General features: G+C 56.3%; 20 protein-coding genes. All 20 read left to right on the forward strand.

All coding sequences use genetic code 11. The features are described from left to right. Positions 1–116: 116 nt before the first annotated feature. The 20 genes from DPO_RS12375 (at position 117) to DPO_RS12470 (ending at position 17,659) form a co-directional block, all read left to right on the forward strand. Complete coding sequence (locus DPO_RS12375) at positions 117–341, forward strand: DUF6148 family protein (RefSeq protein ID WP_006966286.1); 225 nt, start codon at positions 117–119, stop codon at positions 339–341. Further along, positions 338–1,894 (forward strand): phage portal protein, encoded by a 1,557-nt coding sequence (locus DPO_RS12380; RefSeq protein ID WP_006966287.1) that lies wholly within the window; start codon positions 338–340, stop codon positions 1,892–1,894. The genes DPO_RS12375 and DPO_RS12380 overlap by 4 nt, the downstream gene beginning before the upstream one ends. Further along, positions 1,878–3,155 (forward strand): S49 family peptidase, encoded by a 1,278-nt coding sequence (locus tag DPO_RS12385; protein ID WP_006966288.1) that lies wholly within the window; start codon positions 1,878–1,880, stop codon positions 3,153–3,155. Before DPO_RS12380 ends, DPO_RS12385 begins: the two co-directional genes overlap by 17 nt. A gap of 49 nt (positions 3,156–3,204) precedes the next feature. After that, positions 3,205–3,903 carry a head decoration protein gene (locus DPO_RS23970; RefSeq protein ID WP_006966289.1) on the forward strand — a complete coding sequence of 233 codons (699 nt, stop codon included), beginning with the start codon at positions 3,205–3,207 and terminating at the stop codon, positions 3,901–3,903. 63 nt (positions 3,904–3,966) lie between these two features. Continuing rightward, entirely contained in the window at positions 3,967–4,995 is a 1,029-nt protein-coding gene (locus tag DPO_RS12395; protein WP_006966290.1) for a major capsid protein, read from the forward strand. 88 nt (positions 4,996–5,083) lie between these two features. Next, on the forward strand, positions 5,084–5,308 hold the full coding sequence (locus tag DPO_RS12400; RefSeq protein ID WP_006966291.1) for a hypothetical protein: 225 nt from the start codon (positions 5,084–5,086) through the stop codon (positions 5,306–5,308). A 6-nt stretch (positions 5,309–5,314) separates the two neighbouring features. Continuing rightward, the gene (locus DPO_RS12405; protein WP_006966292.1) at positions 5,315–5,650 is read left to right on the forward strand and encodes a hypothetical protein; all 336 of its coding nucleotides are present in this window, start codon (positions 5,315–5,317) and stop codon (positions 5,648–5,650) included. Between the two features lie 53 nt (positions 5,651–5,703). Then, positions 5,704–6,375 carry a hypothetical protein gene (locus tag DPO_RS12410; RefSeq protein ID WP_006966293.1) on the forward strand — a complete coding sequence of 224 codons (672 nt, stop codon included), beginning with the start codon at positions 5,704–5,706 and terminating at the stop codon, positions 6,373–6,375. Continuing rightward, positions 6,372–6,773, forward strand: a complete 402-nt coding sequence (locus DPO_RS26745) for a D-Ala-D-Ala carboxypeptidase family metallohydrolase (RefSeq protein ID WP_006966294.1) — start codon at positions 6,372–6,374, stop codon at positions 6,771–6,773. The genes DPO_RS12410 and DPO_RS26745 overlap by 4 nt, the downstream gene beginning before the upstream one ends. 21 nt (positions 6,774–6,794) lie before the next feature. Further along, positions 6,795–7,142 (forward strand): head-tail joining protein, encoded by a 348-nt coding sequence (locus tag DPO_RS12420; protein WP_006966295.1) that lies wholly within the window; start codon positions 6,795–6,797, stop codon positions 7,140–7,142. A 3-nt stretch (positions 7,143–7,145) separates the two neighbouring features. Further along, positions 7,146–7,823, forward strand: coding sequence for a hypothetical protein (locus tag DPO_RS12425; protein ID WP_006966296.1), 678 nt, complete (start codon positions 7,146–7,148; stop codon positions 7,821–7,823). Continuing rightward, positions 7,823–8,287 (forward strand): hypothetical protein, encoded by a 465-nt coding sequence (locus tag DPO_RS12430; protein WP_006966297.1) that lies wholly within the window; start codon positions 7,823–7,825, stop codon positions 8,285–8,287. The genes DPO_RS12425 and DPO_RS12430 overlap by 1 nt, the downstream gene beginning before the upstream one ends. 21 nt (positions 8,288–8,308) lie before the next feature. After that, positions 8,309–9,277 (forward strand): phage tail tube protein, encoded by a 969-nt coding sequence (locus DPO_RS12435; protein ID WP_006966298.1) that lies wholly within the window; start codon positions 8,309–8,311, stop codon positions 9,275–9,277. Positions 9,278–9,289: 12 nt separating this feature from the next. After that, positions 9,290–9,631, forward strand: coding sequence for a hypothetical protein (locus tag DPO_RS12440; RefSeq protein WP_006966299.1), 342 nt, complete (start codon positions 9,290–9,292; stop codon positions 9,629–9,631). Between the two features lie 103 nt (positions 9,632–9,734). Then, positions 9,735–12,971 carry a phage tail tape measure protein gene (locus DPO_RS12445; protein ID WP_006966300.1) on the forward strand — a complete coding sequence of 1,079 codons (3,237 nt, stop codon included), beginning with the start codon at positions 9,735–9,737 and terminating at the stop codon, positions 12,969–12,971. After that, positions 12,964–13,407 carry a hypothetical protein gene (locus DPO_RS12450; RefSeq protein WP_006966301.1) on the forward strand — a complete coding sequence of 148 codons (444 nt, stop codon included), beginning with the start codon at positions 12,964–12,966 and terminating at the stop codon, positions 13,405–13,407. The genes DPO_RS12445 and DPO_RS12450 overlap by 8 nt, the downstream gene beginning before the upstream one ends. Continuing rightward, positions 13,407–16,184, forward strand: coding sequence for an Ig-like domain-containing protein (locus DPO_RS12455; protein ID WP_006966302.1), 2,778 nt, complete (start codon positions 13,407–13,409; stop codon positions 16,182–16,184). Before DPO_RS12450 ends, DPO_RS12455 begins: the two co-directional genes overlap by 1 nt. A gap of 12 nt (positions 16,185–16,196) precedes the next feature. Continuing rightward, positions 16,197–16,574: a hypothetical protein gene (locus DPO_RS12460; RefSeq protein ID WP_006966303.1), complete on the forward strand. Its 378-nt coding sequence runs from the start codon at positions 16,197–16,199 to the stop codon at positions 16,572–16,574. A 15-nt stretch (positions 16,575–16,589) separates the two neighbouring features. Continuing rightward, complete coding sequence (locus DPO_RS12465; RefSeq protein WP_006966304.1) at positions 16,590–17,258, forward strand: hypothetical protein; 669 nt, start codon at positions 16,590–16,592, stop codon at positions 17,256–17,258. After that, positions 17,255–17,659 (forward strand): hypothetical protein, encoded by a 405-nt coding sequence (locus DPO_RS12470; RefSeq protein WP_006966305.1) that lies wholly within the window; start codon positions 17,255–17,257, stop codon positions 17,657–17,659. Before DPO_RS12465 ends, DPO_RS12470 begins: the two co-directional genes overlap by 4 nt. The last annotated feature ends 8 nt before the right edge of the window (positions 17,660–17,667 follow it).

The following is a 17,667-nucleotide window of genomic DNA, read 5'->3' on the forward strand; positions in this document are numbered from 1 at the left end:
ATTTTCCATGATATTTTTATAAAATAGTTCAAAATTTCCAAAATTTCTGTCCACCACGTCCATAGTGTCCATAGCGTCCACGACAAACCACAATATGCTGTGGTATTTCATGGACCATGGCACGATATACATTAGAAAGAATCAATCAGAAGATCGCTCTCTGGGAAGCTGCCGACGATGCGGTGAGCACCGGGCAGCAGTACAGCATGGGCGGCCGCACCCTGACCCGGGCGGATGCGGATTATATCGATAAAAAGCTGGACCGGCTGTATGCGGAAAAAGACCGGATTCTGAACCGCACCGGCCGAATTGTGGCCATGCAGGGACGGGTGGCCAGATGACCGGTAACCCGCCTGTTTTGTATGGTCCGGACAACCGGCCCCTGCCGCCGGCCGGTCCCAATCCGTTTGGATCTTACGAAGTATCCCGCACCGCTGCTGGCCTCCGGGGCACCCTGTCCAACTGGCTGGTGGCCCGGAACACCAAATACTCCGCACGCCGGGAACGCCAGGTGGTGGCGGACCGGGCCGAAGACCTGGCAGCCAATGATACACATGCCGCCTCCAGCATCGATTCCATTACTGTCAACACGGTCGGCACGGGACTTATGCCCCAGTCCCGGCCCAATGCCAAGGTGCTGGGATGGACCGATGAAGAAAGCCGGGAGTTTCAGGCCCAGGCGGAATGGGCCTGGCACATCTGGCAGGGAGAAAGCGATGCGGCCGGCCGGCTGACATTCTGGCAGAACACCCTGGTGGCCCTGCGGACCCTGCTGGTCAAAGGAGAGTTTTTCCGGCTCCCCCTCATGATCGATGCGCCCGGCCGGACCTTTTCCCTATCGCTGCAGTCGGTGGACCCGCTCCGGGTCTATACCCCCAACGATTTCACCTGGAAAAACAATATCAAGGACGGCGTGGAGTTCGGCCGGTATGGAGAGGCCGTTGCCTACTGGATCGCCAACCCGGATGACGGGTTTGTCAGCATGGATCTGCCTTCGGCCAACTTCTCCCGGACCCCGGCCCGGGTTGGCCACCGGCCCGGAGCGATTCACACCTTTGTGTCCAAATCTGAAGAGCAGAACCGGGGCGTGTCCGTCCTGGCCCCGTCCATGAAATTTTTCAAAGACCTCAACGATTATCTGGATTTCGAACTGGTGGGGGCCATCATTGCTTCCTCATTCCCGGTGTTTGTTGAAACCACCGATCCTACCGGATCTGCCCAGGGCCTTCAGTCCACCGACCCGGAAGCGGACAAGACCCGGTATCACGAAGCCGCCCCCGGCACCATCCTGTACGGCAATCTCAATGAAAAGCCCCATGTGTTGAAATCCGACCGCCCCGGCGGGTCGTTTGACTCTTTTGTGGAACGGATCCTGCGGGCCATCGGCGCGTCCATCGGCATGCCGTATGAGGTGATTGCCAAAGATTTTTCCAAAACCAATTATTCCTCTGCCCGGGCCGCGCTCCTGGAAGCCTGGCGGGTGTTTGGCATGTATCAGAAATGGCTGGTGGATGGGTTTTGCCAGCCGGTGTGGCGCATGGTGATCGAGGAAGCCTGGCTGCGGGGTATGATCACGCTGCCCAAAGGATCGCCTGATTTTTACGATGCCATGCACGCCTACACCCGGGCTGACTGGATCCCGCCGCGCAAGGGCAATGTGGATCCGCTCAAAGAGATCAAGGCCAATATCCTGGCGATTCAGCACAACATTGCCACCCTGGCCGGCGTGACCGCGGAGATGGGCGGCGGGGATTATGAAACCAACCTGCACCAGCGCTCTTCTGAACGGGGTCTGGAAAAAGATCTGGACGTGATCCCGCCGGCGGACGCGGCAGCCATTCTTTATGAACCTGATGAGCCGGAACAGGAGCTACCCCATGCCACCGGAAATTAATACAGACGTTGACATTTTGTCCGCCCCCTGGGCCATCACCCCGGGCGCTCTGGAGAGAATCGCCCACCTGGTTTACCAGGGCCGGGACCCGGTGGCTGAATCCGGCGAGGCCGGCGCAGCTGCCGGGATTGAATCCGGAGATGACGTGGACCTGGACATTCGGAACCACATTGCCGTGATCAGCATCACCGGGTCGTTGTACCGGTGGAGTTACCACCGGATCCGGCGGGAGGTGGCAGCCGCGGTCAAGGACCCGTCGATCCGGGCCATTTGCCTGCTTTTGGATTCCCCCGGCGGGCTGGTGTCCGGGTGCAAGGAGCTGGGGGATTTTTTGTTTGATGCCGGCAAACAGAAACGCATCTATGCCTATGCAGACGGGCAGATGTGTTCCGCTGCCTACTGGCTGGCATCGGTGGCCCGGGATATCTCCGCTCCCCAGACCGCGGCCGTGGGCAGCATCGGTGTCCGGACCCTGCACATTGACTGGTCAAAATGGAACCAGGACATGGGCCTGGCCTTCACCCATCTGGCGGCAGGCGAATACAAAGCCCTGGGCAATGAGGACGAACCCTTGAACAAAAAAGCCCGGGCCTATTTTCAGGAAAAACTGGACACCCTTTACAGCATCTTTATCGATGCCGTGGCCAGAAATCGCCGGGTGTCCACAGAAAAAGCACAGGGCATGGCAGACGGAAAAGTATTTCTGGCGGATCAGGCCCTTGAGCTGGGCCTGATCGACCGGATCGACCAGGATTTTGAAACCTATTTTTCATCAATTTTAAAGAAGGAGAAGATCATGGATCTTGAAACTTTGAAGCGGGACCACCCGGACCTGTACGGCCAGGTGCTGGATCAGGGCAAACAGGCGGAGCGGGCGGAGACAGAACAGAAAATCAAGGACGCGGTATCCATCGCTGTGACAGGCGAGTCGGACCGGGTCCTGGGCCTGGCATCCGCAGTCATGGGAGAAGAGGCCGCCGAAAGCTTTACCCAGGTGGTGAAGTCCGGGGCCAGTGTCGAGCAGGTCCAGGCCCTCAAGGGCATTTTCGTCCCGGCCGCTGCCGGCCATGATGACGGAGAAGGCAATGACGGCGACGACGCCGCCGGCAAAGGCACCAGCCGATCCGCTATCCTGGCCGCGCTCCAGCAGGGACACTCCCAGGGCGTGAACCCCCAGAAAGGCCGGGATTCCACCGCAGACCATGGCAGTCAGGGCGACATCGAAAAACAGGCATCAGAATATGTCCGCCTCCTGACTTAACACTTAAAACTGAACACTTAAAACTTTCATATAAAAGGAGCGCAACACCATGGCACAAAATTTTGGAATGACCGAGCGGACCTTTGAGGACCGCATGTTTGTGGGGGACCATCCCCCGGTATTTTTGCCCGGGACCCTGTCCGGCGGCAGTCATGTGTCCGGCACGGTGTGCGGGATACTGACGGCTTCCGGCAAAAAGGTGCAGCTGGACCCGGATGAAGCAGCCGTGGCTGCCCAGGGCACCATTTCGATGATCGGCATCGCAGTGGCGGATGAAACCTTTGTGATCGATGACCAGACCTTTACCTGGAAAGCAGCCAGGGGCGGAACCGGAGAGGTGACCATCGGCGCAGATGCTGCTGCCGCGGCCGCCAACATTGTCACGGCCGTGACCGCGGATCTCACCACCGTGGTCGCCGAACAGGCCGGAAACGACGTGGTGATCACGGCAGCCGTTGCCGGTGCTGACGGCAACGCTATAGTGCTGACAGAAGATTCCACCAACATGACCGTGGACGGTTCCGGGACCCTGGGCGGCACCACCGAGGGCCGGGCCATCAATGGGTCCCAGGAAGCCGCCTGCATCCTGCTGGGGGATGTGGATGCCAGCGAAGATGATGAACCGGCCGTGTTCATGGAGCACGGCGTGGCCATCGATCATTACCTGACCTGGCCGGACGAAATCACGGAAAACCAGAAAGCCGCCGCCATCGCCGAGCTCAAGGCAATCGGCATTTACGTGAAATAATTCTTTGCAACCGGGACGTTGCGGGGATGCACATTAAAACCAACATAAACAAGGAGACATGACATGAGTTTGGAAATACCTGATCTTGACTGGAGGGTCCAGACCCGGGCAATCGAGCAGATCCCGACACCGCCCCGGATGCTGCAGGACCTGGTGTTCAAGGAAGAAAACACCCACGAGACCGACACCGTGGAAGTGGACATTGAAAAGGGCGGCCGTAAAATGGCCCCGTTCATCACCGACCTGGAAGGCGGGGTGGTGGTCAAGGGGACCTCCCGGTCTTCCCGCGTGGTGAAAACCCCGCGGATCCGGCCCAAACATCCTATGACCGCCAAAGACCTGCTGGGCCAGCGCGGCCCCGGCCAGATCTATTATGCCGGCGGGATCACGGACATCATGGCGGCCCGGAAAAAGAAGATCGCCACGGAACAGCGGAACCTGAAGATGCTCATCGATACCCGTAAAGAATGGATGTGCGCCCAGGCCCTGACCGGGACACTGGCGGTCTCCCAGGACAATATCGCGTTTCAGGTGGATTACCTGATGCCCGATGCCCACCAGATCACCCTGACCGGCGATGACAAGTGGTCGGCCACCGACACGGCCAAGCCCAGAAACCAGGTCAAGACCTGGTCACAGATGATGATCAATGCCCTGGGGTTCGGCCCGGACCTCATGATCTGCGGCACAGATGCGGCAGAAAAATTGTGGACCCTGGTGGAAAATGACAAAGCGTTTGATGCCAGGCGCCTGTCCGCCGGGGAATTCACCTGGAAAGCCACCTCCAACTACATGGGTAACCTGGGCGGCATCGATGTGTACTCATATGGATCCGTGTATGAGGATGCGGCCGGAGACGACCAGAACCTGATCCCCGCCAACAAGATCTATCTGATCGCTTCCATGGCCCGGTTCTCCATCGAGTACGGCATCATCCTGGATCTGGATGCGGAAGCCCAGGTGGTGGGCCAGATCTTCTCCAAGGCCTGGCTGGAAAAAGATCCGTCCGTGCTCTGGCTCCTGGCGGAATCCCGGCCCCTGCCGGTGCCCTGGCAGCCGGAAGCGATCATCGAAGTTCAGGTGATCGACTGATCTGTTGTCCGGACGGCCTGAAGAAGATCGTTGAATGCCGGGCGGTGGGGTGAACACCCGGCCGCCTTTAAAGCAAAGAGAGGGATTTATGGCAACCAAAAAAATACTGCTCACCCGGACCGCAGTGGTCAAGGGCCGGCACTATCTGCCGGATCCGGACAAGCTCTATGAGTTTGACGCGGAAATTGTGGATGAGCTGGTGGACAAAAATGCCGGGGAACCGGTCATGGACCTGCCCGGCACCCGGCAGGAAAATGATACAGATGATCCGGATCCGGGCCTGAAATCGAACCTGAAAAAAAAGAACAGGTGATGTCAGATGCAATTTTCCGTACTTGAAGTCGCATTGATGGGAGGTCTGTTCACGTCTGTCGGTGCCATTGTGGCGGGCATTATTATCCGGATTCTCAGTGACAAAAAAGAAAAAAACTTTGTCACGTATCCGGAATGTGCGGCCAGACACGCCAGTGACTGCCGGATGAGCGATCAGCTCATTGCCAAAATCGACGAGATGAAGACCGGGCAGGAAAAGTTCCAGGAGTCGGTGGATGCCAAAAACAGCCTGGTGTTCCGGATGCTGCGTTCCATGGTGGTGTATATGGATATCCCACAGGAGCAGAAGGAGCGGATCTTGAACGAAAGGGCCGGTGACTGATAGCGGCCGGACTTCCTGTTGAGAATAAAAACCATTTTATAAGGAGAAGGCAAATGCTTGAAAAATGGCTGAAACATTTCTTTGGTGAAAAAATCCTGTCCTCTTTGATGGGGATTCTGGGTGGTGCCCTGTCCGGGGTGGCCACAGTGGCGGTCACTGGAAACCTGGATCGATCCGCCCTTGTTACCGGTGCTGTCGGCGGGGCTGCAGCTGCCGTCATCGGGGCCGGCGGCAGAATAACAGGTGAAAATAAACCCGGCGGGCAGGGCATCCGTGGGTCAGGGGTCATGCTGGTGTTCATGCTGGTGGCCTGTCTGATGGCTGCCGGATGTGCCGGTACCACCGCCAGGGTAGGGGACGGCCAGGTGGATGCCGTGGAAACTGCCACCATCCGGCTAGCCGTGGGCGCGGCCATGTCTGTCAAACCCGAGACCATTGTCCCGGCGTATGCGGTAACCAAAGCACTTCTGGCGGTCATGGACGGAACGGAGGCCGTCCAGGTCAAGGATCTGGAAAAGGTGCTGGTGGAACAGATCGAGGTCCTGAACTTGACCCCGCTGGAACAGCAGTCCATGGCGGACCTGGTGGGGCTGATCCGGGCGAACATCGAGGCCCGGATCTCCGGCCTGGCCCCGGGCCTGCAGCTGGTGGTGGTTCGGGCGGTCGTGGAGATTGTGCATGACGCGGCATCGGCCCGGCTGAATCTGGTCAAGGCGGGGGTATGACAAACAGCATCTCCATAAACTGGGCCGATTATTTTCCATATCTCCAGCCCCATGAATTTGTATGCAACTGCACACAAAAGTGCGGACTTCAAAACATGACCAAGGAGCATATGGACAGGTTGTATGCTGCCCGAGTGTTTGTGGATAAGGAAGGTGTGAAATTCGATATAATCAGCGGATCACGATGCGGTCCATGGAATCAACACGAAGGCGGTTCTTTTAGCAGCGACCACCTTACCGGGGAGGGGACAGATATTTTTGTGCCTGGCAGCCGGCACCGGTTTTTGATTTTAGAGGCCCTGATGAAAGCGGGGTTCCGGCGAATAGGGATAGGGCGCACTTTTTTACATGCCGGCAGCGCGGGCAGAAATCCACAGGAAGTTTGCTGGCTGTATTAAGCCATAAAAAAAAGAGGTGTCATGACCACGTTTAAAGAACAGATGCAACTCGACCTGGACGTTTTTTTCGATACGTCTGAATTTGCAACGTCAGTCGTATATACCCCCGCTTCCGGCGGTGATGCAGTGACCGTGCCGGCCATTGTGGATTACGGTGCCACCGGACGCATGGACGAAGGCAAGGAAAGTGACGGCTATGTCTGGCGGCTGATGTGCGCCAAGGGTGTGCGGCCGGACTTTGACCGGGGACGGGTCAGAGAAACAGCACTGGTGAAGGTCAGAAAAGACCAGATCCCGGCCCCAGGATACCGGGACACGTTCACCATTGACGGTGAGGTGTGGACCGTCACGGATATCTGGGAGAGATGACCCATGCTTGAGATCTATATGGACGAACGGGGCGAGCTGGCCATTGAAAACATGGAGGCCCTGATCAAGGCGTTCCCGCAGTTTGCGGACCGGGCCACAGCATCGGCCCTGAAATCCGAGGGGTTCCGCCTGAAAAACCTGATCGCCGACGCCATCCGGTCCGGCGGACCGTCCAATGCCAAATGGGATGACCTGAACCCTCATACCGGCGTATTGTCCCGGAAGCGGGGCAAAGGCGGCCGTGAACGGACCGTCAAAAATTACCGCATGGTGTGGAAAGGCGAGAAAGGCAGCAAGCGCCGGGTCCGTCAGTACAAGGATGTCATGCTGTCCACCCGGACCAAACCTCTGGCCCGGCTGGCCGGGGCCGTGCGGTACAACTATGACAAGGACCTGGAAGCGGTCAGCATCGGATTTATTCAGAACCGCGGCGTGTCGGACAGCATGCTCAGCCTGGCCCGGCTGCACGCCAAAGGCGAAAAGACCCGGGTCACCCCCCGGATGCGCAAGATGATGTTTGCCCTGGGGTTCCCCATCAAAAAAACCACCACCACTTTGGAAACCCCGGCCAGGCCGGTCATCGATCCGGTGTTCCGGGCGGAAAAAGACACCATCCCGAAGAACATTGAACAGAAATTTCTGGCCGCCATCCGGCGGTACATGGAGGCAAAAGAAAAATAATGACCACGTCCCTGCAGCTGATCGAACAGATCCGGACCGCCCTGGCAAATGACACGGCTGTCACCGCCTGGTGCGTGGAGCATTTCGGCAAACCCCACACCGTGTTCATCGATGTGGATGAACGCCACCCGCCGGATCCTTCCACCGATTACCCGGCCATTGTCGTGACCGGGCTGAGCCAGGTCCGGGGAGACTCACACCGGGATCTGGCCTGGGAACTGGAAATCGGGGTCGGCGTGGTCAATGAAGAAATCGTGGAATCCGGCAACACAAAGACCATGACCGGGTTCTGCCAGGCCGAGACCCTCCGGGAGCTGGCGGAAAACGCCATTTACCGGGCCGGTATCGGCAGCGTAACCACCCGGGCCGAATCCGGATCCGCCAGTTTTTTCCCGCTGTTCATCAGCGGGTCGGTAATTCCCATTACGCAACTCAAATCCACCCGGCGGGCAATGCCGGTATAATCACTGAAAAGGAGTATCACCATGTCAAATCTGACTTCCAACCCCGCAAATATTCGGTTCAACGGCACCGGCCGGGCATATGCCGGGGCCGTGGCCGGCACGTCCTTTGATGACCTGGGCGAGCTGGACGGTATCAACTTCAACGTGGAGGTGTCCACCGAGACGCTCCAGTCCACCCGGAACGCGGCCCGGGGGACCATCATCGAGCGCGAGACCGAGCGCAACGCCTCCCTGTCCTTTGGCCTGAGAGAAATGTCCAACAACAACCTGCAAATGGTGCTGCTGGGATCGGCGATCGTGGCAGCCAACCAGGCGGCCGCCGGCGTGTTCCAGGAAGAAAAAACCTTTGTCGATGATCTGTATGTGGATCTGGGCAAGGTCAACGTGTTTGTCACCAAGATCACCGGCGCTATCACCGGCTCCCTGGCGGTGGCGGATGAGGTAACCGGCGCTTTATCCGGAGCCACCGGCAAGGTCGCGTTTGTGGGCACCGGCCATGTGGTGCTGGTCAATGTGTCCGGCACGTTTCAGACGGGCGAGGCGATCGAAGAGACCGCGGACACCAATTATATCACGCCCACCGGCATTGAAACAGAAGAAGATGTGTGTATCACATCCGCTGCCGGAGACGTGCGGCGCGCCCAGGGCACCGATTACACCATCGATCCGGATTACGGGTACGTGCGTCAGCTGTCCACCGGGGATATGACCGGCACAGACGTGGTGTCCTATGATCACGAAGCCGTGGACATCGACTATCTTCACGGCATGTCTGCCGGATCGGTGGAGAAGAAAATCATCTTTGTCACGGATAAGGACGACCAGGGCCCCCGGTTCCGGTACACGTTCCACAAGGTCCAGATCAGCCTGTCCGGCGAGTTCCCCCTGATCGGTGACGGGGCCTCCGTGCTCCAGGTGTCCGGGTCGGTGCTCAAAGATACCACACAGTCATCCGGCCAGGAATACTTTAAAAAGGAAATGATGTTCTAAAGGAGGTGACGGTTGATACGGAAAAAAACCATGACGGTTGACGGCCGGGAAGTGATTGCCATGGAACTGACGGTGGCGCAGATCCGGGACCTGATGGATCAGTTAGACAAAGAATCCGGCAGTGTGGATGTCATTGATCTGATGTTTGCCGGCCGTATTCCGTTTGATGCGGTCAAAGCATCCACCGGACTGGATGCAGAGGGCCTTTCTATGTTCTCTCCGTCCGAGCTGGATCAGATCATCAAGGGGGTGGAGGACATCAACCCTTTTTTTGCCAACATGATCACCCGTCTGTCAAAGATGGGGGAAAAAATCATCCGCGAGCGGACCTCGACACCGTTGTCTGCCGATTGATCATGTTGGGGCACCACCGGGTGTTTGACTATGGGTGGTCGTTTTTCAGGACGGCAGTGAATGAGGCGGTGAACGCCATGTCTCAGGAGGGCGGGAATATCCAATGAGCAGCAACATTGATATCAAAATAAAGGCCAGCACCCAGGGCACGGAAGAAGTCAAAAAGCTGGAAAGCCAGTTGTCTGCCCTAGGCAAGATCGAGGCGTTCAAAAAGCTGAAAAAAGATCTCGAAGCCAGCCGGGGGGCCTGGAAAACCGCCCAGGCGGAAGTGGCCCGCCTGGCCCGGGAGATGGCCGACTCTGAAAAGCCCACCAAAGCGCTGTCCAACCGGTTCAATGCAGCCAAAAAAGAAGCCGCCGGACTGAAAACTCAGTTTGTGCAGAACCAGCAATCTTTGCACAAGCTCCGGGGGTCCCTGACCCGGGCCGGTGTTGACACCAAAAATCTGAACGCGGAGCAGAAAAAACTGGCCCTGGCCGTGGCCAAAAGCCGGGCCGAGATGTCCCAGGCCGCCAAAATAAACGCGGCCATGGGCATGCTCAACGTCCGGCCGTTCAAAGACATCCAGGGCGAAATCAAGGCCACGGAAGCGGCATATGTCCGGCTCAAACAATCCGGCAAGCTCAGCATGACCGAGCTGTACGAGGCCAAGCTGGGCATGAAAACAAGGATTGCCGAACTCAGGGCTGAAACTAATGGATGGGCCACCGCCATCACCAGCGCCCGGGCCGGTATGGCATCCCTGATCGGTATCGGGTATGCGGCCATACGGTCGTTTTCCGGGTACAGCGGGTTTGCCCAGCGTATGGCCGAGGTGAACACGCTTTTGGATGTGTCAGAGACGCGGTTCAAATCCCTGTCGGATGAAATCGTTGACCTGTCCACCCGGATCCCCCAGACCGCTGCGGAACTGGCGGCCGCTGAATATGATATCATTTCCGCAGGCGTGGCCCTGGAAGAATCTGCCAGGGTGCTGGAACTGTCCGGCAAGGCGGCCGTGGCCGGGGTGACCGACACAAAGACCGCCGTCACGGCCGGGGTGGGCGTGATAAATGCCTACGGCAAGGAGATCAGCGACCTGGATGAGGTCTATGATATTTTGTTTCAGACAGTGAAATCCGGCGTCACCACCTTCCCGGAGCTGTCGCAGCAGATCGGGAATGTGCTGCCCACGGCCCGGGCCGCCAATGTTGAGTTCACCGAAGTGGCCGCCGCCATTGCGGCCCTGACCAAAGCGGGGATCCGGACCCCCCAGGCGGCCACCGCCATGAAGGGGGCCATCAACGCCATGGCGGCCCCGACCCCGGAAGCCAAGAAAAAATTTGATGAACTGGGCATCACCTGGCAGGGCCTGATCCCCACGCTGGAGGCGATCCGGGAAAAAGGGCTGTCCGTTGATCAGATGCGGTTTTTGATACCGGATGTGGAAGCCAGGACCGGGGTGTTGTCGTTGACGCAGAACATGGATGATTTCCGGCAGATCCTGGAAAACATGACCGTGTCCGCCGGGTCCATGACCGAAGCGTTCGACAAAATGAAAGATACTCCGGAAAACCAGATCAAACTGTTCGGAAATGAAATAGCAAAGATTACAAAAAAAATCGGCAGCATGGTGGCCACGGGGTTGCTCCCGGCGCTGAAGGGGGTTCGGTTGTTAATGGATGCCATTGAGGAGACCGATCCCGTCACCAAAACCCTGATTGCCACCATGGCCACGGGCGTGGCCGGGTTTGTGTTGTGGAAGATCGGGCTTGGGTCCATTGTTTTCGGCCTCCAGGGAATGGTGGTTCAGGCCGCCGCCGCATCCAAAAGCCTGTTGACCGTTGCCGCTTCTTCCACCCTGGCCGGTGCCGCGTTGAAAGCCGGGATTGCGGCCGGGGCAGTGTACGGGGTCTATCAGATCGGCAAGTTCATCAAAGTGGCTTATGACACCAAAAAGGCGGTAGAGAGCGCCCGTAAAGCCCAGGAGGACCTGTTCCGGTCCACGGACCGGGTCATGCAGCAGTATGATGAATTCAAAGACATCCGGCTGCCGGAGAACATCACCGGCCGGGCACCGGAAGAACTATCTGACCTGAGAAAAGAATTGCAGCGGGCAAAAGCCTACTGGGTGGCCCTGCAGCAGTCTCTGATGTCCAAGGCGGATGAGACCACGTTTCTGGGCAACGCCACCGAAGAAGCCAAGGCGGCCCAGAAAGAACTGAAAACCTTGAACCATCGCCTGGCCGAAGTCAACACCGATCTTGCGCGCCTCAAGGACGCCGGGGCCGCCGCCGGCGATGGCATGAAAGAACCGGCCGAAGCCATCAAGGCCACCGCTGACCAGCTGGAAGACTTTGAAAGCCAGGCAAAAAAAGCCTATGAATCCGCCCGGGATCAGGCACAGAAGTATGCCCAGGAGGTGATCTCATGGGAGGAAAAAATCAAATATGCCCGGCTGTCCACCGCCGATCAGATCCGGGCCCTGGAGCGAAAAGGCCTGTCCGACCAGGAGCAGTGGAATGACAAGCGCCTCCAGGCGGAAGAAAAAATGGCGGCCGCCCGCCAGGCCATGCGGGAAAAAGATTATGAGCTGGCCAAACGCCTGGCCGATGAATCCCGGTCCCTGTATGCGGACCTGGCCACAGAGGTCCGGGAGGAAAAAGACGGCGAAAACGTGGTGGTCAAGTCCATCGATGACACCAAGCGCATTGCCGTGGCCGGCATCAAAGAGGTGGGAGCGTTTGTAGAGCAGCTGTACCAGACACAAAAAGAATCCGCTGAAAAGTCCCAGGCCGAATGGGAAGCCGCTGCCGACCAGATAGAGGAAAAACTGGAATGGGTGGCCCGGGCCAGGGAAGCGGAGGTGTCCATTGAGCTGTCCAACCTGGCAGACGCCCAGAATGCCATCAACAACCTGACCAAAGATGAAACCAAGCACATCACCGTGGTGGTCACGGAGCGGGTCCAGAGGGAAGAAGCCAGGGCCACTGGCGGCGGGGTTGGCATGAACCGGGGCGGCCGTCTGCCGGGATTCGGGGGCGGGGATCGGATCCGGGCCTTGCTGGAGGCGGGCGAGTTCGTGATCAGAAAAGAGGCGGTCAAGAAATACGGGTCCGCTTTGTTTGACGCGCTGAACTCCATGCGCCTGCCCAAAATGCCCCGGATGCCCCAGGTGCCCGGACCCCTGAAATTTGCCCAGGGCGGCATGGTCCCGTCCGGCGGCGAGGTCATGACCATCCGGTTCCAGGCCGGCGGCGTGGAGCTGCCGCTGCAGGTTATGGGCCGGCGCGGTGTCACCCGGCAGCAGATCCGGGAATTTGATTCTGAACTTAAAAAAATGGGGCTTGCCCGTGGCTGATTTTGCATTCTATTCCATAGACATTGAACCGACCGTGGACCCACAGAGCGCGGATCCGGCACCGGCCACCCTGGTGGTGTTTGACCAGCCGCCGATTTTCGGGGAATACGAAGAACCCGGCGGCAACCGGGTGCGGGGCAGTGTGCATCCCACCCTGGGCGGGGTCCAGGTCCAGGACTTCGGGACCTATGTCACGGACGGCCGGATCCGGATCTCGGAGCCCGATGCTCTGGAAGCCGCCACCGTGGCCGCCATCCAGGCCCTGCATGAATCCGCCGGTACTCAGTATTATTTCACGGACGGGTTTTCCGTGTGGAAAGTCCAATTCTCAAGGCCCAACGGGTTTTTGGCGTTCAAGAACATTTTCTGGGCACAGCACGCAAAACTGATCTATTCCTATGAAATCAACCTGGTGGTCATGGACAAGGAGGTGTGATGCCATACGGCTTCAAAATCCAATATACTGACCCGGCCACTGCCGTTGTCACGGACATCACAGACAAGATTGCCCGGTTCACTGTCACGGCCTCCCGGGAAAACTACTGCCGAGAAATGGTGCTGGAAATTACAGATCCGACCTTTTATGCAGCCCTGCCACTGACCCGGATACCATCGGCCCCTTCCGTGGAAATTTTAACCCGCGTTGCAGATGTTTGGAAATCCCAGGGCAAGTTTTTCATTGAGCGCCCGGCAATGGACCATGAACTGGATTCGTCCGTTGCCAGGGGTGTGTGGTGCAGATCTGAAACCGCTGCCCTGGGCGAACCGTTTGCATCAAAGAAATCCGTGTCGGTTGAATCAGACACCACTTTCTTTGCCCTGGCCGCCGACCTGATCACCGGGGCGGGCTTGACCTGGGATCTGGCTGACAGCGATATTGCCGATTTCCCGGTATATGCCTACACCTATGCCAGAGAAAACGCCTATCCGATCACCATCCTGTCCGAGCTGGCCGAGTATGCCGGGGCTTATATTACCACCAACCGGGCCGGTGCCGTGCGGATTGTGCAGATTGATTATGCACCAACGGGTTCGGATCTGACCATTGCCGAAGATCAGATTGAACGCATATCGGAAAACCCGGTATGGCCTTCATTTGGCAACCGGGTGCGTATTACCCCGGCAGGAGATTTGTCCGGGTTTCGGGTGGCCGTGACCGTACCAGAGCCTTGTATGCCTGCCGATGGTGAAAGTTCCCGCCGGATCTATGCCCGCCTGACAGATGCCGACGGGGAGCCGGTGCAGAATACCCCGGTGGATTGGACATCGGATGCACAATCGGCAAGTCTTTCATCTGTTAGGAACAACACCGCCACCCGGTTGATGCCTGCTGAAGAGGTCCGGGCGAGCAATTATTTTGAAATCAGTGTGCAGTTTCCGCCGTCAACAGTGCGGGGCGTGTGGTCTTACGCGGACAAAACCCGCAGCAACAATCTGACCGCATCCGGGTATGAGGTAGACGGCAATACCATCCAGCTTTCGGATCGGTTACAGTATTGTGATCAATTGGTAATCGTAGAATATTTTTCCAAAGGGGTGGCTGTCAATAAGTTGGAGGCCGGGTCGCAATCTGAAGATGTCAAAATCACCGCCTCAGTTAAAGGCGCCGCTGATTCCGGGGAAATCTATATTGGCAATGCCTGCAAATGCCCACCGTCGATCGACCTTGAGGCAGCCCCGTCACGGATCAAAATTAATGAATCTGCAATCCTGATTCTTTATGCTGAAGAGTCCGGTCCGATCACGGACGGTCGGATGGTGTTTCTGTCTCATACCAACGAAACCGCCCTGGGATCATTGACCTGGGGCCGGGCCAGATTAGGTAAAGTCAAAATCAATCATGAAAGGTCCGCAGCCAAAAACGAAGTGGCCGGGATTACGCAGGCGGACGTAAACAGATACATAGCTTCAGTGGACGGCGTTTGGCAGGCAGATGAAAATGGTATTCCCACCGGGTTGAATCTTTACGGCGGATCGTTTTCTGATAAAACTGTTGACTTGTCGGTCCCACGGGATTCCGGCACAGCCTTGGTCGTGACATATACCGCCGTTGGTGCGGCTATGGCCCGCTTTGATGCAGGGGGTAATGCCGGAACAGCCGAGTTCAAAGCCTGGATGAACTCAAACCGCGAAGCCCCGGTGATGGACACAGACACGGTTTATATTGAAGACCCGACTGATCCATATGGTGACAACTCAGACACCGACTATGGCGGCATAGGCGGCACAGGGGGCGGGTCAACAGGCGATGGCTATACCATCCCTGAGTCCGGGTATTGTCGGGATGATGAAGGCAATACGGTTATTTGCGGCAGCGGGGAAGAATGCTGCTACGGCAACGATGGAAACATTGGCTGCCATTCGTCTGACCAGTGCGCTTCCGGTGGTCTGCCGGTTTGCCTGCCGAAAAATCTGTCATTAAACCCGGATCTGGAACCGGCAGAACGCTTTTCAGATGAAATCGCCCGTGGTTGCTCTTGTGAGGAGCTTTGCCAGAATGAAATCGATCTTTACGGGACGACCCAAGATTATGATGAATCATCATACCGATCTATCAGCCAGATTGTTGAAGATGATTATGGCTATGAATCTGGCAGCCCTGAGTATAATGAAAAAACAGCCGAACTGAAACAGAATGCCCTGGATCAATGTATGGCCCAGTGTGATGAATGTGGTGATGTAGAGCCGATGGTGGCGAATGATGGTGGTGTATTAGATCCACCTGGTTCAAAAACGATTTCTTTTACCGGCGGCGTCGGGCCTTTCACCTGGACGCTTTCAGGCGTTTCAGGTTCGCTTGAGGTTGACCAGACAACCGGCCGGGAAAATGTATTAAACGTAAATGATCCGGATGCCTGCGGCAGCGCGGTGATCACGGTAAAGGACGAGACTTGCGGCGGTACCTGTGAGATCGGCGTGCGCATGACAAGCGGTCAATGGGTTGAAATAGGTAGTGAGTGGCATACATGGACATGGCAGAATAGTTTGTACTGCGGATCAAGTCCTTGTGAGTGGGTAATTACTAAAGGTTACCAACGTTGGAGTGAAAAAGGCCCATTTCCACATATTTCCAAAATAGATGAAGGTTCATTTCAGTGGAGCGGGTCTTCTGGATCTCCACAAAGACCATCAGGCGGTGTGCCTGATGTTTGGCCATGTAATGCAAGTTGTTATATGGCAGGTTATTATTATTTTGAATGGGCTTGTCCTTGATGTGAGGTATTGATGAAGCAGAAACAAATATTAAATAAATTATCGGCTTATACAATAGAGCAATTATTGGAGGCTTCGCAAGTTGTTAAGGTTTTGAAAAAAGAGAACATTCCAGATGATTTTTTTCTTTTATTAATAGACGATTTAATTGAAGAAAAAAAAGAGCAGGTAAAAAAAGACGGGGCCGATTGTAATGGGGCAACTACTTCCGGAAAAACTTCCTTTCGGAAACTTTCTGATAAAGGAAACAAAACAATAAAACCCTTTGTATGTCCTTCTTGTAAACAAAAAGCGTTTAGGCAATCTATTTGTTCAAAGTGTGCAAAAGGAAGAGCGGGAATTAAGTCTCAATATATCTGTGGTGATTGTAATTTTGTATTTTATATATAGACAAGGAGAAAAACAATGGCAAAACCAAATGTCACCTGGCTGGCAAACGTCACGTCAAACGATGGTGCAAATACTGGGAACGCCACCGGCGGGGTAGGAGATGCTTCATCAGACTGGCTGGTGCTGGATCTTGTCAATGACAAAATCTATTTTCTGGATTCTCAGCAGACAGACGGCGATGATCCGGCAGCGGTTGTTTATCCAGCAATCATTCCCGATTCCGGGGATCTGGAAGTGCCGAAAACTTTTATCAGCGATGCATCTGCCGGCATCCTTGAGCAGATCCTGTTGGCCGGAACCACCGCTGGCGGTCAAAATGGCGGTGCTACCCGGTATGTGTTTGCTGTTTATTTTGACGGGCCGACCGCAGGGATTCCTTATCTGGAAGCCTGGGATGATGCCAACCACACCACTGCTTACAGTAAATTTTTGGGTGGGAACGGTGTCGATACTGAAACTCCTGCGAATTCTACTTTGAAAGCTATAGCAACTACGAATGCCGCCCCCGGATCTGCTACTTGGGCAGGAACTGCTCTGGCAAAAACAACCAACAGAATAGAGTTGGATACTGCCGCTTTAGCTGTAGCTAAAAACCTGTATTTCAATATCAAACAGGTGATTCCGTCCACCTTCTCCCCGGCAGAAGACAGCCCGGTCTTATCCTTGAGGTACCTGTATTCATGAAGCCGTGGACCTTAAAAATACGATTTGTCGTAAAGACCGGCCCGAAGGAATACGTCACCGGGGATGTGCGGGAAAAACCGGGGTGGGGCGATGAGGCTTTCAGCAATGAGATTGAGCACATTGATTTTAAACTGCCCACCGGCCATGTCATCCATCTGCAAGGATATGAGCAATACAATTTCTTTGTGGAATGCTCAGAGCCATTGGGGAGAGGCCCGGTAAGGGTTGAGGCGTTTTATCTGGCCGGGAAAAACGGTACCGTGGTGGATATCTGGCGTATCGGCGGCGGAGTTGTTACCCGTGATCGCAAGCCCTGGGGCCGGGAGTGGGGCGATGGCCCGACAAGAGGTTGGAAGCCTGGCCTATACCAAAATGCAGCGACAAGTATAGCAAAAAGGTAAAAGAAATT

Origin of the sequence: Desulfotignum phosphitoxidans DSM 13687 (assembly GCF_000350545.1) — a bacterium.
Classification (GTDB): Bacteria; Desulfobacterota; Desulfobacteria; order Desulfobacterales; family Desulfobacteraceae; genus Desulfotignum; species Desulfotignum phosphitoxidans.